Consider the following 26,349-nt stretch of genomic DNA (forward strand, 5'->3'; position numbering starts at 1 on the left):
GTCAACAGCTACATCGCGAAGTGGAATGAAGCATGAGCATTGAGGCGCAACGCCAACCGGTCCCACCGTTCACCGAGGAAACCGCCAAGTTGAAGGTTCGACTGGCAGAGGATGGCTGGAATGGGCGTGATCCGGCCAAGGTGGCGTTGGCTTACACGCCGGATACGCAGTGGCGCAACCGCGCGGAATTTCCCAACGGGCGGGATCAGGTCCGACAATTCCTAACCCGTAAGTGGAACAAAGAACTGGACTATCGCCTGATCAAAGAGCTTTGGGCCTTTTCCGGCAACCGTATCGCGGTGCGCTATGCCTATGAATACCACGATGACAGCGGCAACTGGTTCCGGGCCTACGGTAACGAGAACTGGGAGTTTGATGCCGATGGCTATATGGCCAAGCGTTATGCCTCGATCAACGAGCTTCCGATTTCCGAGAAGGACCGAAAATTCCGCTGGCCTCTGGGGCGTCGCCCGGACGATCACCCGGGTCTCAGTGACCTTGGACTGTAACCTGAATTGGATAATCGCATGACACCGATCAAACTCTATCGCAATCCGAAATCCGGCCATTGCCACCGGGTCGAACTGATGCTGGCGCTGTTGGGCCTGCCGTATGACACCATCGACCTCGACATGGCCAATGGCGCGCACAAGGCACCGGACTATCTGGCGATCAGCCCTTTTGGCCTGGTACCGGCAATTGATGACGATGGCTATACGCTGGCCGATTCCAACGCGATCCTTGTGTATCTTGTTCAGACCTATGCCAAGGATAAGGATTGGATGCCCGCCGACCCCAAAACCGCCGCCGAGGTGCAGCGCTGGCTGACTGTGGCTGCGGATAATGTATATTCCGGCCCCTGCGCGGCGCGCCTGGTCAAAGTGTTCGGCGCTCCGCTGGACCATGAGGCAGCGGTGGCGAAGGCGCATGCTCTGTTTCAGGTGATGGAGGCACATCTGGCAAGCCGTGATTGGTTGGCGGCCCCGACGGTCACGATCGCAGATGTGGCGGGCTACAGCTATATCGCGCATGCCCCGGAAGGCGGCGTTGATCTGGCGCCATACCCCAACATCCGCAACTGGCTGGCTCGGATCGAAGCGTTGCCAGGTTTTGTCGGGATGGCGACCTCTCCGATCCCCGAACTCGCCTGAGCCAAAAGCCAAGGCGTCGGGGCTGAGATGTGCGCCATGAGGATCGGTGACATGGATCAGAACTCCACAAATACCCCCTTTCATGCGGGTGAACGTGCTGCGCAGCAGCGTGCGGGTGTCGGCGATATCTCAAGCTGGGCAGGCGGCTTCATCCGGGATTTCATGCCCGCGCAGCATCGGGACTTCTATGCGTCGCTCCCGTTTCTGGTCTTGTCTGGCCGGGACATGACGGGTTCGACCTGGGTGACTTTGATCGACGGTCCCGACGGCTTTGTTCAGTCACCAGATCCGCAGCGCCTGGTAATCGAGACCGCTGCGGATGTTCAGGACCCATTGTTCAGCGCGTTCGCGGCGGGCACGGATATCGGCCTGATCGGGATTGAGCTGGCGACCCGCCGCCGCAACCGGCTCAGCGGTCGCTTGCGACGCGTGGGACAGGGTTACCAGATTGATGTGCGGCAGACCTTTGGGAATTGCCCGCAATATATTCACGAACGTGTCTGGCAGCGGGTTGCGGCCACACCCGGCCAAGCGCAGCATTCGACGGAGTTGGAGCCCGATCAGATCGCCCTGATCGCCCGGTCCGAGACCATGTTCATCGGGTCCGGGCATCAGCTGGGGGGCGATGAGCCGTCGCGCGGTTTCGACGCATCGCATCGCGGCGGTGCCCCCGGATTTGTTCAGGTCAAAGACCCGCGTCATCTGAGGATACCGGACTACGCAGGCAATAACTTCTTCAACACGATTGGAAATCTGATCGCTGATCCTCGGATCGGGCTTGTATTCGTCGATTTTGAAACCGGCGGTCTTTTGCATATCTCCGGTCGCGCCAGCATCGACTGGACGCCGGCCGATACCAATGACGATGATGCGTGGCGCATGATTGACGTCACGGTCGAAGCAGTGATCGAGCGTCCGCAAGCACTTACTTTGCGCTGGTCCAAGCAGAGCTCCAGCCGCAGGTTCACTCTTGCTCGCCGGGTACCCGAGGCGCGCGGTATCACGTCTTTCTACTTTCACCCGTCCGACGGCGCGCCGGTCTGGCCGTTCACCGCAGGGCAGCATTTGCCGATCTCGGTCAACATCCCCGGTCAGGCTGGGGCGGTGCAGCGCAGTTACTCGCTTTCGGGTGATCCGGGCACGGCAGACAGCTACCGGCTTACGATCAAACGCGAGGCGCAGGGTCTGGTTTCGCGGTTTCTGCATGACGAGTTGGCGGACGGGGCAGAGATCAGCGCATCCAAACCGTCAGGAGACTTCACTCTGCCAGAAGGTGAAAGACCTTTGGTGCTGGTGAGCGCAGGCGTCGGCGTGACGCCGATGATCGCTATGCTGCGCGGCGCTTTGGCGAAAGGCGGCAAACGCCCGCTATGGTTTGTCCATGGTGCCAGAAACTCTGCTGAACATGCCTTGCGCGAAGAAATTGTAACGCTTGTCAGGCAACTCCCGGATGCGCGCGCAAAGATCTTTTACAGCCAGCCCGCTGCGACCGATATCCTAGGCTCTGACTATCAGGTGCACGGGCGGATCACGCCGCAGGCGCTGCTGGACCTGGATGCCGGGTCCGACGCGCTCTATCTGCTTTGCGGACCGGGTCCGTTCCTGTCAGACATCCGAACGGGTCTTGAGAGGTCGGGTGTTCCCGCCCAGAACATCTTGTTCGAGGTCTTTGGCCCGGTTGCGCAAACACCCACCGATCCCAACTAGGCTTTCAGCCGTTGTGTCATCTCGAGTTTTTTGCGCAGCGGACTGCTGTTTTTTATGATCACCGCTTCGACTTTTCCGGCAAGCCCGCTGATCGTGATGCCGCCGGTTTGGCCCAGCATGTTCGGTATCCCCAGCCCGCATAATTCGTGCACATATCTGGAATAGACGATAGCCGCCTCCGAGCTGCGCGTCACGGTTTCGAGCGCGTCGGCGATCAGCGAAACAGGCCCGATTGCTGTGACTGGGCTGGGTGCAGTCTGATCCGCACTTTTGCCCACCCGCCCGATTACAGCACGGCCAGAGTGGATACCGATACCCACCTTCAGGGGCGCTGAAAGGCGCTGCGGCAGGTTGCCTTCGGTGCTTTCAACCAACTCCTGACACCGCGCAGCGGCATAGAGCGCGGACCGTGCGGCGTCGGCCTTGTGGGTCTCTAGCCCGAAGATAGCAGTCAGGCCATCATTGGTGAACTTGTCGATATGCCCATTCTGTGCCTCGATCTGTTCGACCATCAGATCCAGTATTTGGTTTAGAACGAAGATCACATCATAGGGCAGGGTCTTGTCGACAAAAGGTCGGAATTCTTTGATCTTGAGCTGCAGCACGGTCACTTCGCGTTCGATCCCCCATCCGAACGGGTCCGATTGCAGCGGGGTCGAAGCCGCGCGTTGGGGCTGAATGATCGGTCGAATGCTGACATCCCCCTGTACGCGCGCCTGACATGCCAGACGCATATCCGGCTCGGCATTGATCTTGTCCAACAGCTTGCGTTCGGCGGGGCCGACGGGGCTCAGGCTATCCTGGTCGGACATCACCAGAACTCTGCAGGTTGAACATCGCGCGCGCCCACCGCAGACGGACATATGAGTTATCCGATTGTCCCGGCTGACATCCAGCAACGTCTTGCCCGGCGCTGTATCGACGACAAGCCCGTTACCATAGTTAACCCGTACACGACGGCGAAAGCCCTGGGCGACGATCAGGGCGACGAAGAACAGCAGCAGAGCGCTCAGGATCAAAGCGACCCAACCTTGTGCGATCGCTTGATATTCGGAAACCGCCTGCCGGACCTCGGCCACGCGCGCAGCCATGTCTAGGGTTTCGGCCCCGTCGGGATTCAGGCTGAGCCTTAACAGTTCCCGTTTGGCGGCGGTCATCCAGCCTGCCATGGCAATGATCGGTACGGCGATGGCGACAGGCAGCAGGATCAGCAAACCGTTTTTGTACCACGACTTGGGGCGCAACCAGAAATGGATACCGATGAGACCGTGGACCCAGACCAGCAACATAAGCGCATTCTGTTTAACTGCCGAGCCGGGCCAAAGCAGCGATAGCTCTTGCAGATAGCTAACGGGTATGCCGGTCGCCAACTCGGACCCACGCGTGACAATGATATGGCTGACCAGCCAATAGGGAATGGCCAGTCCCAGCGCGATCTGGAACCAGCGCCAGAAGGGCATTTTAAGGCTGCGAATGCTCAGGATACTCAGGGCGCCCAGCAGGATGTGAACCGCGAAAGACCCGTAAAGAAGGGCCGTGCCAGGCACAGAGCTCCAGATCGCGGACATTACCGCCAGCATACCATCCATCCAGCCCAGCGATACCAGCCCGAGCCCGTGATTGATGAAATGCCCCGTTGCGTAGATAAGCAAAACCAACCCCGACCACAGCCGTGCCTGCTGCGCGATGGTCCCGCTGCCATTGGCTTTGATATTTCTGCGATTGATAGCCATCTGCCACGCCCGTCCTCTCGTTTGGCGGCTTTTGCCACCCTGTCCGAGGTAAACACGAGGCACGACAGATGTATTCTGGCCGGACGCTCCTATCGGTTCACGTTCCGGTGTAATCGTTGCAGTAAACGCCGCCGCTCAGGTTGGATCGTCGCCCGGCTTGGGATCGCGGTAGCGGTTGAGATCCAGAATGCCGGCTTGGACCGGGTCCTGACGGATCAGCGCATCCTGTACCAGATCGCTCAGCGCCCAGAACTCGGGGCTTGTGCGGCGGACACCATAGGTCGCAACCAACTGCAGCCAATCGGTATCCGAGTTGACCGACCGCAGGGTTTCAACAAAAAGCTCGATCTGGTCGGGTTCGACTCTGAAAAAGAAGTTTGGATAACTGCTGATAAGACCGGGCAGGATGGTCAGCCGATCAGATTGCGGATCTCGGCGCCCGGCCTCGTCAAACAAAAAGGCGATATTGTCATGCGCTTTGTCGTGGGTCAGCGTATAGACCGTTGGCGCACCAGTGTCGTCCTTCGTGATCAGTACTGACAGATCGGGCAGGAACGTTACCCAACCTCCGGTCTGATCGGTCAGCGCGCGTAACTGTCGCGCCACCCCCGAGAGTTCCGCAGACGCGTCACAAGCAGGTTCGCCACATCTGTTGATCGGGTCCGTCAGCGGCCAGAGGCCGGCACCGCGCTCTAGCAGTTTCAGCAGAAATTCACGCTTGGGCGACTCGGTCTGGAACGTCACGCCGCTGGGAGTGGCGCTGTCGACATGGCGTCGGTGCCAATAGGTGTGTATCTCGCTCAGGACACCTTTGTACCAGCTTTGATGCATCGGCGAGCGCACGTCCTTGGGCATGAAACTCAGGAAAGTGTCCTCGCTCTCCATGCGCAGTTCATCCATATAGATCCGCGTCGTAAGCTGATGCTCGATACGGCCAAAAACATCGTACCCGGCCACGAGGTTGTAATAGATCCGTTCAAAGATCGGATAGTCGATCACCCAGGCAGTTTCGGGAATGGTGCCGTGAAAACCGGTCATCGCGGAAGCGTTGTCGAAATGGCGAAATACAGTGATCAGGGCGTTGGGGTTGGTACCATCGCCGTCCCAGATCGCGTCATATCCAAATCCGGCCTTGTGTGCCGGGCTTTGGCTGTATCGCTCATCGCGAAACTTCAGATACTGCACCTGATTTTTGTGCGAAAACCCCTGTAGCTGTTGCAGAGTTCCGTTTTCGCTGCCCGAAACGGGCAGTTCCAGGGTTACAGCGGCATCGCGCAGATAGCTGGGATCGGTGATCGACAGGTCCGCGTCAGGGGTCAGAAAGCTGACCCAGAACCGGTCTTCGATCACGTCCACCGCAGTTTCGCCGTGACAGACCGGCCCGCGAATGAAGCTGCGTACAAAAAACAGCGCATCATCCAGCAGGAATTGATAGCGACTGCGCGGCGGGATGGCCGCGAAGGTCGTAAACGGGTTCCCACCCGCACTTGCGCCATATGAGGGCAAATCCGCGACGGTCCAGTCGGGTGCCAGAAACAGGCCTTGCAAACGCTCCATCCGTGCAGGGCTGAGCGGATAGACCAGGTGTTCTTTGTGCACAATCGTTTCCGTTACCGGCTGAAGCCGATAGTAGAAAGGTGTATCGCCGGGATCATCAAAGGGGCGGCGTGTCGCGATCACCTCGATTGCGGTTCCGCTGGGTGTCCGAGAGCGGACCAGTTGAAAAAACCGTTTTGGCGCATCCCCGTCAAAATGCAGCCGCGCCAGGAAGAGGTGTTCATAGATATATCGGCTGGCCAACTTTGAGCGCGGGTCCGGAGCATTCAAGAACGCCTCCCATGCGGTGATCTGCTCGCCGATTTCTTCAGGCATATCCATCGGGACGAAGGGTGCAGGTGCACCGGCGCGGGCCCAAGCGGTCAGGCGGGCATATTCGCTGTCGCTCAGGGGCGCTGCGGCATAGGGCATCCCGGCCAACGGGTTGGCCTTGGCAAAGTCTTCGAAGGTTTCCGGCGTTGGGCAGGCAAGTGGCCGATCCAGCGCAAGACCAAGTTCTGCCGGGATGGGTTCGTTTGTTGGCAGGGGTTTCTTGCGACCGAGTTCAAGATATTGCTGCAGCAATTCGGGTGTAACCGGATGAAAGCCAAGGCTGCGCCATTCGGGGATAGTTCGCGCATCTACGCCCAATCGTGTGGGTTGTGCATCAGAAAGACGGTCGGAATGATAAACGGCCAGCTTACTGCCCCCGCGCAAAAGGCCATCGGGCGATGTCAACTTAAGCTGGCAGGGCGCGTCGTAACAACTGTGGCAGACCACACAGCGGCGATCCAGAATAGTTCGGATATCGGACCAGTTCTCGGGCGCCTGCGCGCGCGCCTGTGTCAAGAGATTAGGCCAGAGCATAACGCCCAGGATCAGGGCAAGCAGTCCGGACGCGATGCGCCCGATTTGGGGGGGCCACAATTCACGCCAGCCGGCGCTGCCATCATCTGACCGGGCGCGAGTCGGTTGCGCGTCTGCAGGTTTCGGGGCTAAGGGAGGAAACCGGTTTGGTCGCGATACCACATCAGGCCTCATTTCAAACAGACACTTGCCGAAACAGGTTAGCCCAGTGACGCAGCGCCAGAAAAGTAAAAACCACAAAACCGCGCTGTCCCTGCAAGAGAGGAACCGCCGCAAAAGGGTGCGCAATCGCATCCTGATTTTGCTGTCCCCTGTGATCCTGCTGCTCTCGCCGATTCTGGTGCCGATCTATCTGATCGTGCGCAAGCGCAGAAAGGCCTCGGCCCATGGCCCTGTTGGGCGGATGGGGGCACTTGCGGGCAGTCTTTCCTCGGTGAGCCCGTCACCGCCGGACCCAGAAGAGGAAGCCCGCCTTGATGCAATGCCGGATCGGTTCGCGCTGTGTCGGGTGATCGGGAACGACCTGGTTCCTCGGCATACCGCTGGCCAGTCTCTACAGAATGTCCGCTTCATTCTTGAACACGAGCCCGATCTTTCGGACTGTACCAAGCTGTGGATCTTGAACCGAATTGTTGACCCCGAAAACGAAGCGGCACTGATTGCTCTGCTAGATGAGCACAAGCAACTTTACAGGCGTATCCCCTTCGACCCGGCCGAGCTTCAGGCAATCGGATATGATTTCACATCGTTCGAGGATCCACTGATCTTTGCGGACGGGTCGATGGACGATCTGGATGACGATACGCGGGGGAAGCTGCTCACGCAGGCACACCGTGCTCGCAACAACTATGTCATGAACAACAATGGCGCACGCAATGCGGCTCTGGCCTTTTGCCTAGAGCATGCCAAATGGGCGCTGCCGTTTGACGGGAATTGCTATTTTACCAAAAGTGCATGGGACGCGGTGCGCACTGACATCATCTCGCAGCGCCATAAGCGGTACTTCAGCGTGCCGATGGCGCGGATGCAAAACAACGATGATCTGCTTGTAGATGCGGTCAAACCAGAAGCGAACGAAGAACCTCAGCTGGCGTTTCGCTGCGATGCGCCTTTGCGGTTCGACGCGGCTCATCCGTATGGACGTCGGCCCAAGGTCGAACTGTTTCTGCATCTCGGCATTCCCGGTCCCTGGCAGGATTGGCCGGTCGAGAATTTCGATCTGCCACCCCGCAAGGTCAGCCCGGAAGGGCATCGCGTGGGGACTGCCGGATGGGTGGCCCGGTTGTTCTCGGGGCAGGCCAAGCTTGAGCAGACGGGGATGAAGACGCTCAAAAACCGGGGATTGGCCCGGAACGAAGCGATTTGCGCCACCTTGGATATGCTGGAAACCCGCCAGATGGCGGATATTGCCGAAGGTGACGCGCCGGTATTCTTTGATGCGGCTCGGATCGGTGCACTTGTCGGGTCTGACGGAGATGCCGATCTGATCGCTGTCACGACAGCAGCTGACGATGCCCTGACACGCGGTCCGTTCTCGGTTACCGATAAACCTGAACCCGGACCCAGCGGCGATAAGCACGACTATTACCATCCTTCTCCGTACTGGTGGCCGGACCCGAAGAAGAAAGATGGCCGACCTTACGTGTTCCACGATGGGCAGCGCGTGCCGGGCACAGAGCTTTACGAAGAGGAAAGCCACCGCTTTGACCGAACCAGATTGCAGAGGCTTTTCGACGATACGACCGCGCTGGCTTTGACCGCTAAGCTGACTGGTGACAAGCGGTATGGCGAACACGGCAGACGTTTGGTGCAAACCTGGTTCATCAACCCCGAAACACGCATGAACCCTAACCTTGATTATGCGCAGGTGCGGCTTGGGCACAAAGGCGACAAGGGTCTGGCGCACGGGTTGATTGAAACTAAGGATTTCTACTATTTCCTCGACGCGGTGCGGATGTTGGAGGATGCCGGTCTGACCCAGGGTATTCGCGAGTGGTGCACCGAATTCGTTGCGTGGCTGACCGATAGCACGCAGGGAAAAGGCGAACGGCGGGCCAAGAACAATCATGGCACCTGCTATGATTTGCAAGCAGCGTCGCTGGTCGCGTTTCTTGGCGATAAATCCGCCCTGCAGCGGATCAATCTGCGGGCTCAGGCGCGACTTCTGGGCAGCATCACCGAAGACGGCGAACAGCCGCACGAAATGACCCGCACGCTGACCCAGCATTATTGTGCATTCAACCTGCAAAGCTGGATTAACCTGTTCAACCTGCTCGAAGGCACTGGCCTCCAGCCCTGGAGCAGTGATGCCGCGGACCGGCTGATCGTCGCCATGCGCCGTTTGCTGAAAGACTCGGTCGCGGGTTGGGAACACGAACAGATCGAACCGTTCGAGGCCGCGCGTCTGGTCCCGATCGACGTCACGCTGCGTCAGAAGACCGGGCAGGGGTTCCTGCAATCGACCGAAGCCCCCGCCTGTTTTTACCCCCATGACGGCATACCGCCCTTCTGGCGTTTGGCGCGCGGCTACGGCGGCGCGCTCTGATCACATTCGGGTGTTGCAACTCGGAAAATGATCTGGATGATGCGGTGGCATGAGGACCGGAAACTCCGGCCAGCCGCAGTCTGATGCGGTCACAACAATAATGGGGAGAGACTTATGTCATTCAAAACTCTGATGCTTGCCGCCAGCGCCACGGCGATGATTGCGGCGGGCGCTTCGGCGGAAACGCTGCGATGGGCCCGCGCCGGTGACGCGCTGACGCTGGACCCGCATGCGCAGAACGAAGGCCCGACCTCGGCCATGGCGCACCAGATCATGGAAACGCTGGTTATGCGCGACCATTCCGGCGCGCTGGTGCCGTCGCTTGCGACCGAGTGGGCACCGTCCGAAGACAACCCGAATGTCTGGGTGTTCAAGCTGCGCGAGGGCGTGACCTTCCATGACGGGGCCGAGTTCGACAGCGAAGACGTTGTGTTCTCGCTGAACCGCGCGATGACGCCGGATTCGGACTACAAGGAACTGCTGGCCTCGGTCAAAGAAGTGCGCGCGCCGGACAAGTTCACCGTCGAGATCGAGACCGATGGCCCGAACCCGATCATGCCCAACAACCTGACCAATATGTTCATGATGGACAAGGGTTGGGCTGAGGCGAACAACGCCGTGAAGGTGCAGGACTATGAGGGCGGCGAGGACACGTTCGCGGCCAAGAATGCCAACGGCACTGGCCCCTACAAGCTGGTCAGCCGCGAGCCGGACGTAAAAACCGTTCTGGCCGCCTATGACGGTTATTGGGGCAAAGATGAATTCCCGCTGCAGGTGACCGAGATCGTTTATACCCCGATCCAGAACGCCGCGACCCGCGTTGCCGCGCTGCTGTCGGGTGAGGTCGATTTCATTCAGGACGTGCCTGTGCAGGACCTTGAACGCGTTGCGGGCACCGATGGTCTGGATGTTCGCACCGCGCCGCAGAACCGGGTGATCTTCTTTGGTATGAACATGGGCGACGCTGATCTGGGCTCGGACAGCGTTGATGGTGCCAATCCGCTGGCGGATGTACGTGTGCGTCAGGCGATGTCCAAGGCAATCAACCGCGATGCGATCCAGCAGGTTGTGATGCGTGGCCAGTCGGCCCCTGCGGGTATGATCTCGCCGCCCTTCGTGAACGGCTGGGATGAGGGGATGGATGCGTCCTCGACCACCGATATCGAAGGCGCCAAGGCCCTGATGGCCGAGGCAGGGTATCCTGATGGCTTCTCGCTGACCCTGAACTGCCCGAACGACCGCTACATCAACGATGAGGCGATCTGTCAGGCTGCCGTGGGTATGCTGGCGCAGATCGGCGTGACCGTGAATCTGGATGCCAAACCCAAGGCGCAGCACTTCCCGCTGATCAACAACCTCGAGACCGATTTCTACATGCTGGGCTGGGGTGTTCCGACCTATGACTCGGAATACATCTTCAACTTCCTGGTCCATTCGAAGGGCGAGAAATATGGGTCTTGGAACGGCACGCGCTATTCCAACCCTGAGCTGGATGCCAAGATCGTGGCGCTGGCCTCGGAAACCGACCTGCCCGCGCGCGATCAGCAGATCGCCGATATCTGGCAGGTGGTTCAGGACGAACAGCTTTATATCCCGATCCACCATCAGGTGCTGAACTGGGGTATGAAGTCGGGCGTTGGCACCATCGTTGAACCCGAAGATTCGCCTAAGATCAAATACTTCGAGATGAACTAAGCCATCCTTCCGGATGCAGGGCAGGGCGCGGTTTCGCGCCCTGTTTTCGTTTGCGTGGGCAGTAACGGGCGCGTGATCTCATCGTGAGAATTCCTTTACGCGGCGGCCAAAACATCCCAAGCTCTGACCCATAAACAGGGAGATATCGCCATGATCCTCAGGAACAGCGCCATTGGCCTGACCATGCTGCTGGCCAGCACCGCGCAGGCTGCCGAGTTCAAATGGGCCTCGACCACCGATCCGCAGACAATGGACCCGCATGCGGTCAACTCGGCCCCGGTGCTGGGGTTTCTCAATAATGTCTACGAAGGGCTGGTGCGGCGCGGCAAAGATATGGCCGTTGAACCGGCGCTAGCTGTCAGTTGGGAGCCGATCGGGGACGGTGAGGGCTGGCGGTTCAAGCTGCGCGAGGGCGTCACCTTCCACGATGGCAGCAGCTTTGACGCCAATGATGTGCTGTTCAGCTATCAACGCGCCTCGGGCGAGGCTGCGGACACCCGCAGCTGGTTTGCGCCGGTCAGCGATGTGATTGTGGTCGATGACTATACCGTCGATATCATGACCACCGCGCCCAACCCGCTGTTCCCATCCTCGATTGCCAACTGGATGATCATGGATCAGGGCTGGACCGAGGCCAACGATGCCGTGGTGCCCGACAAGGAAACCGGCAACCACGCTACGATCAACGCCAACGGCACCGGCGCGTTCAAAGTGACCGAGCGCGAGCCGGGTCTGAAAACCGTGCTGGAGCCGCATGAGGGCTGGTGGGGCGAGGCTGAACACAACATTACCCGCGCCGAGTTCAATCCGATCCAGAACCCGGCCACCGCCGTTGCAGCGCTGTTGTCGGGTGATGTGGACATGATCAACCCGGTGCCGATTCAGGACGTAGCGCGGCTGCAGCAGAGCGCAGATGTGGACGTCATTCAGGGGATCGAGGCGCGCGTGATCATGTTGGGCTTTGATCACGAGGCCGAGGCGCTGAAATACACCGATGACGCGGGCAAGCCGAACCCGTTCCGCGATGCGCGCGTGCGTCAGGCCGTCGCTAAAGCGGTCAACGTGGATGCCATTCTGGCCACGATCATGCGCGGCAATGCCGAAGCGGCCTCGCAACTCGTCACCCCGGTGATGAGCGGCTATTCTCGGGCCAATGCGGACCGTCCCGTGTTCGATGTTGATGCTGCCGAGGCGTTGCTGGCCGAGGCGGGCTATGCCGACGGCTTCTCGTTCGGGCTGAAATGCCCCAATGACCGCTACCTGAATGATGAGGCCGTGTGTCAGGCGGTTGTCGGTATGCTCGCCCAGATCGGCATTACCGCTGAATTGGATGCGATGCCGGTGCGCAACTACTGGCCGGAACTGCGTGAAGATAACTACGATATGTACCTGCTGGGCTGGAGCCCCGGCACCTTTGACGCTGAACATCCGGTCCGGTTCCTGGTGGCAACCCCGAACGAAGAGAAAAAGCTGGGCAGCTGGAATTTTGGTGGCTACTCGAACCCGCGGGTCGATGAATTGCTGCCGAAGATCCAGTCCGAGCTGGATCAGACCAAACGTCAGGCCATGCTGGATGAGGTGACGCAGATCTATCAGGACGATCAGGTCTATGTGCCGATGTATGTGCAGCCTCTGGTCTGGGGGACGCGCAACAATGTCGAGCTGACACAGCGTCCGGACAACTTCTTTATCCTGCGCTGGGTGACGGTGAACTGAGCCGATGGGCGTCATGATCGCCGGGGTCTACCACGCCGAGGACCCCGCGCCCGACACAAGGCTTGACGGTGAATTCCGCCGTCAGGCCTCGACCATTCGGAACGCGCTGCCGGATGCTCTGGCACCGGGGCGGTTTCATCTTTACGCGGCGTGGAACTGCCCCTGGGCGCATCGCGTGCTGCTGGTTCGTGCGCTCAAGGGGCTGCATGATCTGATCACGGTTGCCTATGCCGAGCCGCGCCGTACAGCCGACGGCTGGGTCTATGCCGACGGCGCGGATGCGGTCTATGGCGCAACGGCGCTGCATCACGCTTATGCCCGCGCGACACCGGCCTATACCGGGCGGATCACGGTGCCCTTGCTATGGGACCGGGTCGAGGAGCGGGCGGTCTCCAACGAATCCGCTGATCTGGTGCGGATGCTGGGCACGTTGCCGGGCTATGGTCCCAATCTGGCGCCATCAGACAAGCTGGACGAGATCGACGCGTGGAATGACAAGATTTATGCGCGTCTGAACAACGGTGTCTACCGCGCAGGGTTCGCCCGCACGCAAGAGGCCTATGAGGCCGGGTTCCGCGATGTGTTCGCCACACTGGACGAGATCGAGGCACATCTGGCCACCAACCGCTACCTCTGCGGCGACACGCTGACCGAGGCCGATCTGCGCCTGTTCCCCACGCTGGCCCGGTTCGATGTGGCCTATCACTATGCCTTCAAATGCAACCTGCGTCGGCTGATCGACTATCGGAACCTCTGGGGTTATGCGCGCGAAATTTACGCGCTGCCCGGCGTCGCCGGGACCGTGAAGTTCGACATCTACAAGCAAGGCTATTTCTCGCCGTCCGAACTGCGAAATCCGCTGGGGATCGTGCCGTTGGGCCCTGAAATCGATTGGAGCGCGCCGCACCACCGCGACATCTTGACCACCCGGTCGGTTAAAGCATAGAGAGACGCACCAATGGGGAAAATCAATGTTCGCATATATCGTCAGACGGATGTTCCAGTCCGTCATCGTGCTGTTGGTCGTGGGTCTGGTGGCCTTTTCGATGTTCCGCTTTGTCGGCGACCCGATCGACAACATGCTGGGGCAGGAACGCACGCAAGCTGACATCGACCGCCTGCGCACCGAACTGGGGCTGGATCAGCCCTTTGTGGTGCAATACGCCAAGTTCCTGCAGGGCGCGGTTCAGGGCAATTTCGGCGTCTCATACCGACAGGGCCGGCCGGTTTCTACTATCCTTGTGGAGCGGGCCCCGGCGACGCTGGAACTGGCGTTTGTCTCGGGCTTTCTGGCGATCACGATCGGCATCGCCCTAGGGGTTTTCACGGCGATCCGACGACAAGGGATTGCGGCAAATGTGATTATGACGGTGTCCCTGATAGGGGTCTCACTGCCCACCTTCCTCATAGGGATATTGCTGATCTACATCTTCTCGGTCGAGCTTGATCTGCTGCCCAGCTTCGGGAGGGGCGAGACCGTTATGATTGGCGGCTGGTCCACCGGGTTCCTGACCGCCTCAGGGCTTAAGGCACTGATATTGCCTGCAATCACGCTGGGTCTGTACCAAATGACACTGATCATGCGGCTGGTGCGGTCCGAGATGCTGGAGGTGCTGCGCGCCGATTATGTCCGCTTTGCCCGCGCCCGAGGGCTGTCGGATCGGGTGATCAATTTCCGCCATGCGTTGAAGAATACTCTGGTGCCGGTGATCACGATCACCGGCCTGCAACTGGGCTCAATCATCGCGTTCGCCATCATCACGGAAACGGTGTTCCAGTGGCCCGGCGTGGGCCTGTTGTTCATCAACGCGATCCAGTTCGTCGATATCCCCGTCATGGCGGCTTATCTGATGCTGATCTCGGTGATGTTCGTGACGATCAACCTGATTGTCGATCTTCTTTACTATGCCATTGACCCGCGTCTGCGTGTCGACGCGAGGGCCACATGACCGATACCCCAAATACTCAAACCCCGTCGCGGATGGCGAAATTCTGGGACAGCGACTTTGCCTGGTCCTTCCGGCATTCTCCGGTCGCCGTCATAGCCTCGCTGGTTGTGGTTGTTCTGGTGCTCGCGGCGATCTTTGCGCCGCTGATCGCGCCCTATGATCCGTTTGACCCATCCACGCTGAATCTGATGAACGGGTTTACGCCCCCCGGTACGCCCAACGCCTTCACGCAGGAAACCTTTCTGCTGGGCACTGACGATCAGGGTCGGGATGTGTTTTCGACCATCCTTTACGGCATGCGGATTTCGTTGTTCGTGGGGGCCGCGGCGGTCCTTCTGGCTCTGATCATCGGGGTTATTCTGGGGCTGGTGGCGGCCTATTTCGGCGGCTGGATCGAGACGCTGATCATGCGCATCGCCGACGTGCAGCTGACCTTTCCGGCCATTCTGGTGGCGATGCTGATCTTCGGGATCGCGAAAGGGATCACCCCACCCGAATACCGGGATGAGATGGCGATTTATGTGCTGATCATCGCCATCGCCCTGTCCGACTGGGTGCAGTTCGCGCGTGTTGTGCGTGGCGCGGCTCTGGTCGAGAAAAACAAGGAATACGTCCAGGCCGCGCGTCTGATCGGGCGTGGGTCCTTCCCGATCATGTTCCGCCATATCCTGCCGAATGTCCTCAGCCCGGTTCTGGTGATCGCCACCATCTCGCTGGCGCTGGCGATTATCGCCGAGGCGACGCTGAGTTTCCTCGGCGTCGGAGCGCCACCGACCCAGCCGTCGCTGGGCACGCTGATCCGCATCGGGCAGGGGTTCCTGTTCTCGGGTGAGTGGTGGATTCTGTTCTTCCCGGCCTGCACGCTGCTGGCCCTTGCCCTGTCGGTCAACCTGCTGGGCGACTGGCTGCGCGATGCGCTGAACCCCAAGCTGCGGTGATTTCATGAGCCTTCTGACGATCAATGACCTGACGGTCGAATTCCCGACCCGCCGCAAGCTGTTCACCGCTGTCGACCATGTGGACCTGACGGTTGAGCCGGGCCAGATCCACGGTCTGGTGGGTGAATCCGGTGCTGGCAAATCGACCATCGGTGCCGCCATCATGGGCCTGCTGGACCGGCCCGGCCGCATTGCCAGCGGCACCATCAAGCTGAGCGGAGACCAGATCAGCGGTATCGACGCCGAGGCGATGCGGGGACTGCGCGGCAAAAAGATCTCGATGATCTTTCAGGACCCGCTGACCTCGCTGAACCCGCTGTTCACCGTGCGCGAGCAACTGGTCGAGACCATTCAGGCCCATCTGGGCGGGTCCGAGGCCGAGGCCACCAAACGCGCCCGCGACCTGATTGACCGGGTCGGCATTCCCGACCCGGATACGCGTCTGGACCAATACCCGCACCAGTTCTCGGGCGGGATGCGGCAGCGCGTGGTGATCGCGTTGGCGCTGTGTACCGAGCCGGACGTGATCATCGCGGATGAGCCGACTACCGCGCTGGATGTCTCGGTGCAGGCGCAGATTCTGGACCTGATCAAGGAACTGGCGCAGGAACGTCAGGTGGGGGTTATCCTGATCACGCACGACATGGGCGTGATTGCCGACACGACAGACCGCGTGACGGTGATGTATGCGGGCAAGGTGGTCGAAACCGGCACCACCGCGCAGGTGATGGGCCAGCCGCAGCATGAATACACCAAATCCCTGATCGCTGCCGTGCCGCGCCCGACGCTGAAGCTGCACCGCTTTCCGCAGATCAGCTATGGCGGGCGCGAGACGCGTTTCGCCATCGAGGATATGGCCCGTCACTGGCCCAAGGTCGACAATGACGCCAGCAAGCCGGTGTTCGAGATCCGCAACCTGACCAAGAAGTTCCTGCAAAAGCGCGGGCTGCTGCCGTGGGACCGGACCTATTTCACCGCCGTCGACAATGTCAGCTTCGACATCGACGCTGGGGAAGTGTTCGGCGTGGTGGGCGAATCCGGTTCGGGCAAGTCCACCGTCGCGCGGATGATCGCGGGGCTCTATCCGGTGGATGGCGGCACCATCGATTTTCAAGGTCAGCGCGTCAGCGACCTGAGCAATCGTTCGGTACAGGATGAATACCGCAAGAACATCCAGATGATCTTTCAGGACCCGTATTCCTCGCTCAACCCCCGGATGCGCGTGGACGAGATCGTCGCCGAGCCGATCCGGCACCATAAGTTGATGGATGGGGCGGATATCAAGCGCCGGGTCGACGAGTTGCTGGATCAGGTGGGTCTGGGCCATGAGGCCGGTCAGAAATACCCGCACGAATTCTCGGGCGGGCAACGGCAGCGGATTTCCATCGCCCGTGCGCTGGCCACGCAGCCCCGGTTCCTGATCTGTGATGAGCCCACCAGCGCGCTGGATGTGTCAATTCAGGCGCAGATTCTGAACATCCTGAAAGACCTGCAGGAACATCTTGGCCTGACCCTTCTGTTCATCAGCCATGACCTGCCGGTGGTGCGTCAGATGTGCGACCGGGTGGCGGTGATGAAACAGGGTCAGATGGTCGAGATTCAGGACACCACCGATCTGTTCACCCACCCTCAGACCGAATATGCGGCCGAGCTGCTGCGGCTGATGCCCAAGCTTGACGATCTGTCGACCGACGGGCTGGGCGAGCGCGAGGCGTAACACGCAAAGGTTGACGAGACCTGCTTGGCGTGGCCTGATCGGGCCACGTCAATGCAGGGAGATATTGCAATGCTGATCCGATCCGTGACCGCCGTTCTTCTGGGGCTATGCGTACCGCTGTCCGCGCAGGCGCAGGATGGGTTCCCGGACCTCGTGGGCAAGTGGGTCTGCAATATCGAATATGGTGCCTATTTCTTTGACCTGCTCGAAGGGCCTTATGAATTTGAGCTTGAGATCACCGAGCAGTTGGGCGCGGGTTTCAAGGGGCACTCGGTCTGGATCGGGGACCGCGAGGAATTGCCGGACGACCAGATCGACCGCCCCGGGCAGACGATCGTGGCCGAAGAGGGCACGAAGGTCACGATCCACGAAGAGTTTCTAGGCATGATCGGCTGGGGGGACCGAAACCTTCATATGGTGGATATCGCCGATGACGGGATCAGGATCGGACGGCTATTGGCCGATGGCGAATTCGAGGTGCTCGCCGCTAGAGCGGGAGAACACGCGGCCCTGACCCGAACGCGGTGCATGAAGCAGCCCGGATAGACCTGCGCGGTGGCCGCACCCTTGAAACCCTCGGAAAAGATCGAGCGCCTGTCGCGGGCGGTGCATCCCGGTTTGCTGGACACTGCCATCGACCCGCATCTGATGATCGTTCTGATCCTCGCCAATCTGATGAGCGATACCCTGTGGCAGGTCCGGGATAAGATTGCCGACCGCGCGGCGGCGGATGGCCTGCCGGTTACCGATGAAATGCTGTCTTTCATCGACCATCACTTCACCCATGATTTCCCCATGGGCACAGCCGAACGCGTCGGCATCCTGAACCTGCAGGACGAGCGTGACCGGCTGGGGGCCGGGGCCGTCGATACGATCAAGGCGCAGCTTTGGCGGCATGTGACCTGGCGGCGGGACAAGGGGCAACTGACGCCTGCGCTGGATATCTTTCCACTGCTCGAACAGGACCAGCTGCCGATTTACACCTATTCGACCATCGATGGCCTGCATGCGATGTCGCGCCTGCTGAAGCACAAGAAACACAGGCCCATGGGGGTAACGGTCTGCGCCGATGAGGCGACGTTGACCACATCGCTGGCCAGCGTTTTGAACAGCGTTGCATTGAAAGACCTGTTCATCGTCGGGTCGCCGGGCCACTACACGACGCTGCTGCAGAAGGGGGATCGGCGATACTGGTGCAATGGCAAGCCCGAAGCCTTTTCTCAGAGCCGTTGGGCCAGCGTTACCACGGGCGCCGGGGCCGACCCCCGCGCCGCTTTCGAGCGACGTATGCCCTACGCTGACCGTTTCGTCTCGTTGTTCGGCGTGCTGAAACTCGGCGATGGGATCAGCACGATCCCCGAGGTCGAGCTGTCACGGTTCGAGGCGGATTGTACGGCGTTCTTCGGCACCCAACTGCCGCCGTTCGAGGCGTTTCATCACCAGGAAATCGCGTTTGAAACCAGTGTCGCAACGCGTGCACAACTTGCCGAGCTTGATCGTGCCGAAGGGGCTGGGGCGGTTCGGCGTGTGGTCGATGAACTGGCGGGTGGAAATGACCTGTCGGTCTTTGGACAGGCGGCCTATTGTTATCGTGACCTTAATGTGCCGTGTCCGGGGGCCTATCTGGCCAACGGGGTCAGGGGGCCCAAGTTGCGCGAGCTTGCCGCCTCGATCCGTAGTATCGATGATGCCGTGACGGCGGTGTCTGGCATCACCGGTCAGAATGCCATCTATGGCGAGCGGAGCCGCATTGCCACTCCGGATGAGGTGCTGCTGTTCAATACAGGGGATGATGTGGACCGGGGGCTGCTTTTGCTCTCGGTCCTGCTGGCCGCACCTGCGATCTCCGATCGGACCAAGGCCGAGGTCGCGATGATCGTGACGCCTCGCTCGACCTATCTTCAGGTTCAGGGCCGGGTTATTGATGTGGCAAAGCTAACCGATGCCGAGGTCGCGGGCGACGCTTGGCTGACACTCGACCAATCCTGTCTGACCGCAGGTTGAAAGGTGTCGACTTGCGGCCCAACGCCCGGAGTGCATCGACGGTTCCCGTTGCGTCCGCGTTACCCTCGCACACTGTGCCTGGTCCAGTTCCGTGGTCCCAATTGGTTGACGCCCGGCGCATACACCGGGCGTCAGGTCAGATCAGAGCCCCCACTTTGCGCGGTTTTCCTCGAAGAACCCTTGCGCCTTTTTGACCTCGATCCAGTTGTTCACATAATTGATCCAGACCTGATCGTTCTGCGGCAGGAGCATCGCAATGGGCGAGGGTGAGCGGGGACCGGCATTCTTCACGCGCACGACCGGGAATTTCTCTTCCAAGGTCGAGCCTTCGATGTTCGAGGTGATGAACACGTCCGCGCGGCCTGCGATCACTTCCTGAAAGCCGCGGGCCGGTGCCTCGACCACTTTGATTTCGGCATTCGGGAACCATTCGCGCACGCGCTTTTCAAACGTGGTGCCCAGCGTGGTTGCAACCGTCACGCCCGGCTGGTTGATCGAATCATAGCCGTCGAACTTGTCGGCCTTGTCCTTGGTTGTATAGGGAAATAGCTCGACCGCGATGTAGCTGTCCGAGAAACCCGCAACTTTCATGCGCGGTGGTGAGATCGAGGCCGATCCGGTCAAATGATACTTGCCCGCCACCACGCCGTTGACCAGCGTTTTCCAGTCGGTGGGTACATATTCGACCTCGACCCCCAGATCAGCGGCAAGCGCGTTCATGATGTCGATATCATAGCCCTTATAGCTGTTGGTCGCCGGGTCGCGCAGCGACATCGGGTTCCAGTCGCCCGTTGTGCCCACTTTCAGCACACCGGAATCCAGCACTTCGTTCAGGGCTGACTGCGCCTGCGCGGCGGTTCCAAGCACTAACCCAAGCGCCGCGGCGGCGGCGGTTTTCAAAAACCGTTTCATGTATTTCTCCCGTTGGTGGCGTTAAGCGATTGCCGCTACATTGTTTCTTGATCTAAGCGTAAAGACAAAGATAACCTCAAGCAAATAATTGACCAGAAAACAAAGGCAGGCCAGCAGATGCAAGACGCCGCGATCGAGCTTGTCGGTGTGAACAAGTGGTTCGACACGTTTCACGTTCTCAAAGACATCAACCTGACAGTGAACAGCGGCGAAAAGGTCGTGATCTGTGGGCCTTCGGGGTCAGGAAAGTCGACCGTGGTGCGCTGTATCAACCAGCTTGAGAAACATCAGAAGGGCACGATCCGGGTGGATGGGGTCGAGCTGACGAATGATCCCAAATCCGTGGCGGCGATCAGTTCCGAGGTCGGGATGGTGTTCCAGCAGTTCAATCTGTTCCCGCACCTAACGGTGCTTGAGAATCTGACGTTGGGCCCGATCAAGGCGCGTGGCCTCAGCCGGAAAGAGGCCGAGGAGAAGGCGCGGCACTATCTGGAACGCGTGCATATCCCTGATCAGGCCGACAAGCGGCCCATCCAATTGTCTGGCGGCCAGCAGCAGCGCGTCGCCATCGCCCGGTCGCTGTGTATGGAGCCGCGGGTGCTGTTGTTCGACGAGCCGACCTCGGCGCTGGACCCCGAGATGATTTCCGAGGTTCTGGATGTGATGGTCGAGCTGGCGCAGGACGGGATGACCATGGTTGTCGTCACCCACGAGATGGGATTCGCCCGAAAGGTGGCCGACAAGATGATCTTTATGGATGCAGGCGAGATCGTTGAAGAGGGCCACCCCGAGCATTTCTTCACCGATCCGCAATCCGAGCGGTGCCGTAAATTCCTGTCTCAAATTCTGCAGCACTAGGTGGGGCCGATGAAAAAACTTCTTCTGATATCGCCGCTTCTTTTGCTGGCCGGGTGTTCGTCTTCGTCGACCTGGGGCTGGTATGTGATCAATCCGACCACCGACTCGGGCTGGACGAACGTCAAGTTCCTGATCTCAGGCATGGGCGCGACCATCCAGATTTCCCTGATCGCGGCGGTGATGTCGATTGTCATCGGCCTGCTGGTGGCGTTGCCGGGTCTGTCCGAAAAACGCGGCTGGCGGCTGGTCAATCGGGTCTATGTCGAATTCATCCGCGCCATTCCCCTGCTGCCGATGCTGTTCTGGGTGTTTTACGGGTTGCCCATCGTGTTCCAGTCAATGGGGATGAACGTGCCCATTGATCCGTTCTGGGGCGCGATCATCACGCTGGCCATCTCGGACAGCGCGTTTACTGCCGAGATCTACCGCGCAGGCATTCAATCCATCGCCCGCGGTCAGCGCGAGGCGGCGCAAACCATCGGGCTGAACTATTTCCAGACCATGCGCTATGTGATCCTGCCGCAGGCGATCCGGCGCATTCTGCCCCCGTTGGCGAACCAGTTCATCTACATCGTCAAGATGAGCGCCTTTGCCAGCGTCATCGGCATGCAGGAACTGACCCGCCGCGCAAACGAACTGGTGGTGACCGAATACCGTCCGTTGGAAATCTACACGCTTTTGATCTTCGAATACCTGATACTGGTCCTGATCATCAGCGCAGGCGTGCGCTGGCTGGAGCGCCGCATGGGCGCGGACGAGCGCGGATAAGGAGAAAGCGATGGACTGGAAAGACTTCATGGCCGAAACCGAGGCCAATATCGGCAGCTTCTCGAAAGAGGTGCCCGAAACCGTGCGCGGGTTCGGCATCATGGGAAAGGCCGCCAAGACCGATGGCGCGCTGAGCGAAAAGACCAAAGAATTCATGGCCCTTGGCATCGCTATCGCGACCCGCTGCGACAGCTGCATCGGGTTCCACGTCAAGTCTCTGGTCCGGTTGGGGGCCACACGCGAGGAGATGTGCGAGGCTTTGGCCATGGCGACCTATATGGGCGGCGGCCCGTCATATGCTTACAGTGCCAAGGCCTTAAAGGCCTATGATGTGTTTTCGGAGTAAACCTCATGCGTCCTGATCTGGCCGGAGCCGAAGGGTTCATCCGAAACAGCTGGTACGTCGCGGGCCGGTCCGAGGATTTTGGCCGCGAATTGAGCGCTGTGCGGATGCTGGACGAAGAGATCGTGATCTATCGCGACACCAAGGGCGCAGCCATCGCGTTGGAGGATGCCTGCCCGCATCGAAAACTGCCTTTGTCACGCGGAACTATCGAAGGAGATCATGTGGTCTGCGGCTATCATGGGCTGACCTTTGGTTGCGGCGGCGAATGCATCAGCGCGCCGACCCAGCTGGATAACCCGCCGCGCCGCGCCGCCGTCCACGCTTATCCGGCAGAGGACCGCTGGGGGTTTCTGTGGCTGTGGATGGGCGACCCCGATCTGGCTAGCACAGATGACATCATCGACATTCCCAATTTCGACAACCCGGACTGGGGCAAGACCCAGAAGGGCGCTATGGAGATGGCGTGTCACTACCTCTACATTATCGACAATCTGCTGGACCCCAGCCATGTGGCCTGGGTGCATCTGACCTCGTTTGCCGGGGCCGGAACGGACAATCGCCCGCTGGATGTGGAAGAGACCGACGGGGGCATCATCGTCTCGCGCTGGATCGCGGATGAACCCGCGCCGCCTTACTACGCGCCGATCCTGCCCTTTGGTCCCAGTTGCGATCGCAAGCAGCACTACGAATGCCGGCTGCCGTCGACCGCGATCAATATGTCTATCTACACGCCCGCAGGTGAGGGCGGCGCGGATCGGCCTGTCTCGCCCAATGCGTTCATCAATATCTCATACAACTTCATCACGCCCGTGGACGCCGAAACCTCGCGCTATTTCTGGTTCCAGCATCGCAATATGCACGCGGGGGACGATGCGATGTCGCAGCGCATGTTCGAAGGCGCGGTGATGGCGTTCAACGAAGACAAAGAGGTGCTGGAATATGTCCAGACCGGGATGGCGCGTCGCAAGAGCGGCTATATCAACCTAGGCTTGGACGCAGGCGCGATGCGCTTTCGCACGCGTGTTGCGCGGGTGATCGCGGACGAGGCGGGCTGATCAGGACGCGCTCAGCCGACCATTCGCGCCTTGGCCCACGGCCTGCGCCGGGTTGTCGAAAACCGCTTTGACGCAGGGGTATTCCGCAAGAATCTGCGCCCCACCGGGAATGCGGTCGGGGTGCAGGACGCCATCCTCCCAAACCGCGACACCGTCGACGCGGATCGTCGGGTCCAGCACGTTCAGCGAAATTTCTCCGGGCGCGTAATGCCCGCAGGTGTGGAAGTGCAGCAGGCGCGGGTTGCCGAAGGCAGAGCCGCTCCACTTTTCGAAATTCTGGAAGGCAGGCGCTGTGTAGGCGCAGCCGGGATGTATCCCCGCATGCCAGGAATGCATGGTCAGCGGGTCAAGATCGAACATCTGGCCGACTTTCGAATAGTGCATTTCAGCGCAATGCACATCCATCGGATGGCCCGAAAAACCCAGCAGGCGGCTATTTTCAAACTGTACCGCAAGCGGCTCGCGCAGCTCGCAGCCATAGGGTTCGTAGAATTTTGAGCCGGTCCCGACCAGAAAACCATCCTGCATCACGGTGCCACGAAAGCCTTGCGCGGGAACTGGTGCAAAGACGGACATGGGGAAACGCGCTACGCTGACATCCGAAGCGCCGGTTTTGGGAAAAGCGGCGCCAGGACCGCTGAAATCGGTGCCCAATGGACAGGTGACGTGAATATTCCGCGCCCCGGCAAGTAGCGTGTTTACCGCATTTTTCAGGGCGACGAAGCCAAAATAGTTCGCCCGTCCAAACCCCGAGGCCAGCGCCTCTTTGTCCAGTACATAAGACATGATCGGGTGTATGTCGGCCAGATCTGCATCGAACCGAATCTGATCGCCGGTCCGCGACAGGAACAGTGTGCGATCCGCTGCTTTCATCGCCGCGATGACCTCACCGGACAGCCGTGGACCCATGGGGTCGAACGGAATTGCCCGCAGCGTGGCGTGTATGCCCAGTGCCTGCGCGCAGTTCAGAATGTCCTGTGCGATCTCGGGGTCATAATAGGGACTGTTTGCAACTTCGCTCAGGACCAGCAACTTGTCGCCTGCCGACAACCCTGCACAACGGATCAGCAGGTTCTCGGCACCATCACGAATATCGAGAGTCTGCATCTCGCTAGTTCCCTTGTCAGCTATTTCAAGCGGTATCTTTAGACTATTCACACTTACGTTACTGTCAGAAAGCGACCTTTGGCGAATTTTTTCTGCTGACACGCCCGGCTGCAGTGTTCATATGCTGATTAAATACCCGACCGGAGGAACAAGAATGAGCGCCTGGATCGAAATGATCTCTGACGAACAGGCGGACGGCCGCCTGAAAGAGCTTTTGGATAACGCCCGAACCCCCCATGGCACCGTCGACACCGTGATGCGCGTGCATTCGCTGCGACCAGAAACGATGAACGGGCACGTGGTCCTGTATCGGTCCGTTCTGCATTCCGAGGACAACAAGCTGCCGTTTTGGTTTCTGGAAGTGGTGGCCAGCTACACGTCGATTCTTAATGATTGCACCTATTCTTTGACGCATCACTTCATGAATGTGCGCAACCTGATCAAAGACCAACCGCGCAGTGACAGCATATTTGTCGCCCTGAAGGCGCACCGCCCCGAGGATGTGTTTGAGGGTAAGGAGCTGGCCTTGTTGCGCTATGCAGCCAAGCTGACGACAGATGTCGGCAAGATGGTGAAATCTGATTTCGAGGCGTTGAAGCTGGCGGGTTGTGATGATGGCGAGATTCTCGAGGTGAATCAGGTCTGCGCCTATTTCAACTATTCAAACCGTCTGCTGAACGGATTGGGGGCGACGACTGAAAATGACGTGATCGGATACTACAAGGGCGATGACTGAGCGGGCTGAGGCCTAGTCTGCCGTTGCTGCCTGTTTTTCGTCCTGCACACGTCGGACGAAATCCATGAAGGCGCGAATAACTTTCACCTCATGGCGTTGTGTCATATAGATCATGCTTTCGCCCATCTGCAGGTCTACGTCTGACAGTTCAATCTGACGCAAGCGGTCGTCGCGCCCGAACTCGGCACGTGAAACAAAACCGACACCCGCGCCCGAGGCGACCAATTCCCTGACTGCCTCACGTCCTTCCGCAACAATGGCCGGTTTCAGCGCGATCTTACGCCGACGCGCCTCGTCCTCCAGTTTCTGGCGGGTCTTGGAACCTTGTTCGCGGAATATCAGCGGCAGATTGCGGAGCTCTTTGAATGTGAGCGTGGTTTTGGAAGGTGGCAACAATCCCTGACCGGCAAAAGCGACGATGTTTGTTGCGCCGAGGTTGAGCATACTCATGTCGTTGCCCGGCGACGGGCTACCGACAATGCCGATCTCGGCGTTATAGGCGCGGAGTTCCTCTAGAATTTCATTCGTGTTTCCTGATCGGACAATGATGGTGATATTGGGGTACATCGTTCGGAACGGCCCCAGATAGTCGGTCAGATGGTGGGCGGAATCCGCGATGATACGCAGCTCGCCATCGATCGAGGCTTTTGACTCGGACAAATAATCCTCGATCTGATTTTCGATCTCGAAATACTGCTTGGTAAAGCGGAACAATTGTTCGCCTTCGGGTGTCAGGAAGACGCGCTTGCGCTCGCGTTGAAACAGCAAAAGATCATGGTCCTGTTCAAGCTTGCGGACCTGCTCTGACACAGCGGGCTGGGTCAGAAACAACGCTTCGGCGGCGCGGGAAAATCCGCCATGCAGTGCGACGTTGTGAAAGGCTTTGAGCTGGCTGTGGCGCATCGGATCCCCATGGTTTCCATCTATAGGATTTTTTTATTCAGTGATTGATATTCTCGATTTTACATATGGGGTATGAGGTTGCAAATGATTGTGTATCGGGATGTGT

General features: G+C 59.4%; 22 protein-coding genes. 17 read left to right on the forward strand and 5 right to left on the reverse strand.

Annotated features, from left to right (window positions below):
- Nucleotides 1-32: 32 nt before the first annotated feature.
- The 3 genes from ACR0KM_RS06705 to ACR0KM_RS06715 are packed head-to-tail and all read left to right on the forward strand — an operon-like array spanning nucleotide 33 to nucleotide 2,858.
- Nucleotides 33-509, forward strand: coding sequence for a nuclear transport factor 2 family protein (locus tag ACR0KM_RS06705; RefSeq protein WP_480821079.1), 477 nt, complete (start codon nucleotides 33-35; stop codon nucleotides 507-509).
- Between the two features lie 18 nt (nucleotides 510-527).
- The gene (locus ACR0KM_RS06710; RefSeq protein WP_480858464.1) at nucleotides 528-1,151 is read left to right on the forward strand and encodes a glutathione S-transferase family protein; all 624 of its coding nucleotides are present in this window, start codon (nucleotides 528-530) and stop codon (nucleotides 1,149-1,151) included.
- A 51-nt stretch (nucleotides 1,152-1,202) separates the two neighbouring features.
- A complete protein-coding gene (locus ACR0KM_RS06715; RefSeq protein WP_480858466.1) occupies nucleotides 1,203-2,858 on the forward strand; it encodes an FAD-binding oxidoreductase in 1,656 nt (551 codons plus the stop codon).
- Here the strand turns inward: ACR0KM_RS06715 and ACR0KM_RS06720 are convergent.
- Together ACR0KM_RS06720 and ACR0KM_RS06725 are read right to left on the reverse strand one after the other, a co-directional pair.
- Nucleotides 2,855-4,591: an adenylate/guanylate cyclase domain-containing protein gene (locus ACR0KM_RS06720; RefSeq protein WP_480858468.1), complete on the reverse strand. Its 1,737-nt coding sequence runs from the start codon at nucleotides 4,589-4,591 to the stop codon at nucleotides 2,855-2,857. The two genes, ACR0KM_RS06715 and ACR0KM_RS06720, sit on opposite strands and share 4 nt — an antisense overlap.
- Nucleotides 4,592-4,726: 135 nt before the next feature.
- Nucleotides 4,727-6,976, reverse strand: a complete 2,250-nt coding sequence (locus ACR0KM_RS06725) for a fatty acid cis/trans isomerase (protein WP_480858470.1) — start codon at nucleotides 6,974-6,976, stop codon at nucleotides 4,727-4,729.
- Between the two features lie 226 nt (nucleotides 6,977-7,202).
- Here ACR0KM_RS06725 and ACR0KM_RS06730 point away from each other — a divergent pair, with 226 nt between their 5' ends.
- The 9 genes from ACR0KM_RS06730 (at nucleotide 7,203) to ACR0KM_RS06770 (ending at nucleotide 19,558) form a co-directional block, all read left to right on the forward strand.
- Nucleotides 7,203-9,539 carry an alginate lyase family protein gene (locus tag ACR0KM_RS06730; protein WP_480858472.1) on the forward strand — a complete coding sequence of 779 codons (2,337 nt, stop codon included), beginning with the start codon at nucleotides 7,203-7,205 and terminating at the stop codon, nucleotides 9,537-9,539.
- A 114-nt stretch (nucleotides 9,540-9,653) separates the two neighbouring features.
- Complete coding sequence (locus tag ACR0KM_RS06735) at nucleotides 9,654-11,234, forward strand: ABC transporter substrate-binding protein (protein WP_480733934.1); 1,581 nt, start codon at nucleotides 9,654-9,656, stop codon at nucleotides 11,232-11,234.
- 150 nt (nucleotides 11,235-11,384) lie between these two features.
- Nucleotides 11,385-12,950, forward strand: a complete 1,566-nt coding sequence (locus ACR0KM_RS06740; protein WP_480858474.1) for an ABC transporter substrate-binding protein — start codon at nucleotides 11,385-11,387, stop codon at nucleotides 12,948-12,950.
- Between the two features lie 4 nt (nucleotides 12,951-12,954).
- Nucleotides 12,955-13,896 carry a glutathione S-transferase family protein gene (locus tag ACR0KM_RS06745; protein WP_480858476.1) on the forward strand — a complete coding sequence of 314 codons (942 nt, stop codon included), beginning with the start codon at nucleotides 12,955-12,957 and terminating at the stop codon, nucleotides 13,894-13,896.
- A gap of 25 nt (nucleotides 13,897-13,921) precedes the next feature.
- The gene (locus ACR0KM_RS06750; RefSeq protein WP_480533183.1) at nucleotides 13,922-14,899 is read left to right on the forward strand and encodes an ABC transporter permease; all 978 of its coding nucleotides are present in this window, start codon (nucleotides 13,922-13,924) and stop codon (nucleotides 14,897-14,899) included.
- On the forward strand, nucleotides 14,896-15,837 hold the full coding sequence (locus tag ACR0KM_RS06755) for an ABC transporter permease (RefSeq protein WP_480858478.1): 942 nt from the start codon (nucleotides 14,896-14,898) through the stop codon (nucleotides 15,835-15,837). The genes ACR0KM_RS06750 and ACR0KM_RS06755 overlap by 4 nt, the downstream gene beginning before the upstream one ends.
- 4 nt (nucleotides 15,838-15,841) lie before the next feature.
- Entirely contained in the window at nucleotides 15,842-17,554 is a 1,713-nt protein-coding gene (locus tag ACR0KM_RS06760; RefSeq protein ID WP_480858479.1) for an ABC transporter ATP-binding protein, read from the forward strand.
- Nucleotides 17,555-17,623: 69 nt separating this feature from the next.
- A complete protein-coding gene (locus ACR0KM_RS06765) occupies nucleotides 17,624-18,100 on the forward strand; it encodes a hypothetical protein (protein WP_480858481.1) in 477 nt (158 codons plus the stop codon).
- A 9-nt stretch (nucleotides 18,101-18,109) separates the two neighbouring features.
- Nucleotides 18,110-19,558, forward strand: a complete 1,449-nt coding sequence (locus ACR0KM_RS06770) for a hypothetical protein (RefSeq protein ID WP_480858483.1) — start codon at nucleotides 18,110-18,112, stop codon at nucleotides 19,556-19,558.
- Between the two features lie 141 nt (nucleotides 19,559-19,699).
- On the opposite strand, the gene ACR0KM_RS06775 is transcribed toward ACR0KM_RS06770, so the two are convergent.
- Nucleotides 19,700-20,470 (reverse strand): transporter substrate-binding domain-containing protein, encoded by a 771-nt coding sequence (locus tag ACR0KM_RS06775; protein ID WP_480858484.1) that lies wholly within the window; start codon nucleotides 20,468-20,470, stop codon nucleotides 19,700-19,702.
- Between the two features lie 117 nt (nucleotides 20,471-20,587).
- Between ACR0KM_RS06775 and ACR0KM_RS06780 the strand changes: the two genes are divergently transcribed.
- From ACR0KM_RS06780 to ACR0KM_RS06795, 4 genes are read left to right on the forward strand one after another with little or no spacing between them, the layout of a single operon-like run.
- The gene (locus ACR0KM_RS06780; RefSeq protein WP_480858486.1) at nucleotides 20,588-21,328 is read left to right on the forward strand and encodes an amino acid ABC transporter ATP-binding protein; all 741 of its coding nucleotides are present in this window, start codon (nucleotides 20,588-20,590) and stop codon (nucleotides 21,326-21,328) included.
- A gap of 9 nt (nucleotides 21,329-21,337) precedes the next feature.
- Nucleotides 21,338-22,096: an amino acid ABC transporter permease gene (locus ACR0KM_RS06785; RefSeq protein ID WP_480858487.1), complete on the forward strand. Its 759-nt coding sequence runs from the start codon at nucleotides 21,338-21,340 to the stop codon at nucleotides 22,094-22,096.
- A gap of 10 nt (nucleotides 22,097-22,106) precedes the next feature.
- Nucleotides 22,107-22,442, forward strand: coding sequence for a carboxymuconolactone decarboxylase family protein (locus ACR0KM_RS06790; protein WP_480821047.1), 336 nt, complete (start codon nucleotides 22,107-22,109; stop codon nucleotides 22,440-22,442).
- Between the two features lie 5 nt (nucleotides 22,443-22,447).
- Entirely contained in the window at nucleotides 22,448-23,497 is a 1,050-nt protein-coding gene (locus ACR0KM_RS06795) for an aromatic ring-hydroxylating dioxygenase subunit alpha (protein ID WP_480858488.1), read from the forward strand.
- Here the strand turns inward: ACR0KM_RS06795 and ACR0KM_RS06800 are convergent, their stop codons facing one another.
- The gene (locus ACR0KM_RS06800) at nucleotides 23,498-24,604 is read right to left on the reverse strand and encodes a hypothetical protein (protein ID WP_480858489.1); all 1,107 of its coding nucleotides are present in this window, start codon (nucleotides 24,602-24,604) and stop codon (nucleotides 23,498-23,500) included.
- 154 nt (nucleotides 24,605-24,758) lie between these two features.
- On the opposite strand from ACR0KM_RS06800, the gene ACR0KM_RS06805 reads away from it, so the two are divergent.
- Entirely contained in the window at nucleotides 24,759-25,340 is a 582-nt protein-coding gene (locus ACR0KM_RS06805; RefSeq protein WP_480821041.1) for a carboxymuconolactone decarboxylase family protein, read from the forward strand.
- 12 nt (nucleotides 25,341-25,352) lie between these two features.
- Here ACR0KM_RS06805 and ACR0KM_RS06810 read toward each other — a convergent pair whose 3' ends face one another.
- Nucleotides 25,353-26,243 (reverse strand): LysR substrate-binding domain-containing protein, encoded by an 891-nt coding sequence (locus ACR0KM_RS06810; protein WP_480821039.1) that lies wholly within the window; start codon nucleotides 26,241-26,243, stop codon nucleotides 25,353-25,355.
- Between the last annotated feature and the right edge of the window lie 106 nt (nucleotides 26,244-26,349).

Source organism: Ruegeria sp. G10, from assembly GCF_056533645.1.

What these genes read in the sequence shown, in the direction of transcription:
- ACR0KM_RS06705 (WP_480821079.1), top strand. Translation starts at nt 33, where the DNA reads ATGAGCATTGAGGCGCAACGCCAACCGGTCCCACCGTTCACCGAGGAA.
- ACR0KM_RS06710 (WP_480858464.1), top strand. Translation starts at nt 528, where the DNA reads ATGACACCGATCAAACTCTATCGCAATCCGAAATCCGGCCATTGCCAC.
- ACR0KM_RS06715 (WP_480858466.1), top strand. Translation starts at nt 1,203, where the DNA reads ATGGATCAGAACTCCACAAATACCCCCTTTCATGCGGGTGAACGTGCT.
- ACR0KM_RS06720 (WP_480858468.1), bottom strand. Translation starts at nt 4,591, where the DNA reads ATGGCTATCAATCGCAGAAATATCAAAGCCAATGGCAGCGGGACCATC.
- ACR0KM_RS06735 (WP_480733934.1), top strand. Translation starts at nt 9,654, where the DNA reads ATGTCATTCAAAACTCTGATGCTTGCCGCCAGCGCCACGGCGATGATT.
- ACR0KM_RS06740 (WP_480858474.1), top strand. Translation starts at nt 11,385, where the DNA reads ATGATCCTCAGGAACAGCGCCATTGGCCTGACCATGCTGCTGGCCAGC.
- ACR0KM_RS06745 (WP_480858476.1), top strand. Translation starts at nt 12,955, where the DNA reads ATGGGCGTCATGATCGCCGGGGTCTACCACGCCGAGGACCCCGCGCCC.
- ACR0KM_RS06750 (WP_480533183.1), top strand. Translation starts at nt 13,922, where the DNA reads ATGTTCGCATATATCGTCAGACGGATGTTCCAGTCCGTCATCGTGCTG.
- ACR0KM_RS06755 (WP_480858478.1), top strand. Translation starts at nt 14,896, where the DNA reads ATGACCGATACCCCAAATACTCAAACCCCGTCGCGGATGGCGAAATTC.
- ACR0KM_RS06760 (WP_480858479.1), top strand. Translation starts at nt 15,842, where the DNA reads ATGAGCCTTCTGACGATCAATGACCTGACGGTCGAATTCCCGACCCGC.
- ACR0KM_RS06765 (WP_480858481.1), top strand. Translation starts at nt 17,624, where the DNA reads ATGCTGATCCGATCCGTGACCGCCGTTCTTCTGGGGCTATGCGTACCG.
- ACR0KM_RS06775 (WP_480858484.1), bottom strand. Translation starts at nt 20,470, where the DNA reads ATGAAACGGTTTTTGAAAACCGCCGCCGCCGCGGCGCTTGGGTTAGTG.
- ACR0KM_RS06780 (WP_480858486.1), top strand. Translation starts at nt 20,588, where the DNA reads ATGCAAGACGCCGCGATCGAGCTTGTCGGTGTGAACAAGTGGTTCGAC.
- ACR0KM_RS06785 (WP_480858487.1), top strand. Translation starts at nt 21,338, where the DNA reads ATGAAAAAACTTCTTCTGATATCGCCGCTTCTTTTGCTGGCCGGGTGT.
- ACR0KM_RS06790 (WP_480821047.1), top strand. Translation starts at nt 22,107, where the DNA reads ATGGACTGGAAAGACTTCATGGCCGAAACCGAGGCCAATATCGGCAGC.
- ACR0KM_RS06795 (WP_480858488.1), top strand. Translation starts at nt 22,448, where the DNA reads ATGCGTCCTGATCTGGCCGGAGCCGAAGGGTTCATCCGAAACAGCTGG.
- ACR0KM_RS06800 (WP_480858489.1), bottom strand. Translation starts at nt 24,604, where the DNA reads ATGCAGACTCTCGATATTCGTGATGGTGCCGAGAACCTGCTGATCCGT.
- ACR0KM_RS06805 (WP_480821041.1), top strand. Translation starts at nt 24,759, where the DNA reads ATGAGCGCCTGGATCGAAATGATCTCTGACGAACAGGCGGACGGCCGC.
- ACR0KM_RS06810 (WP_480821039.1), bottom strand. Translation starts at nt 26,243, where the DNA reads ATGCGCCACAGCCAGCTCAAAGCCTTTCACAACGTCGCACTGCATGGC.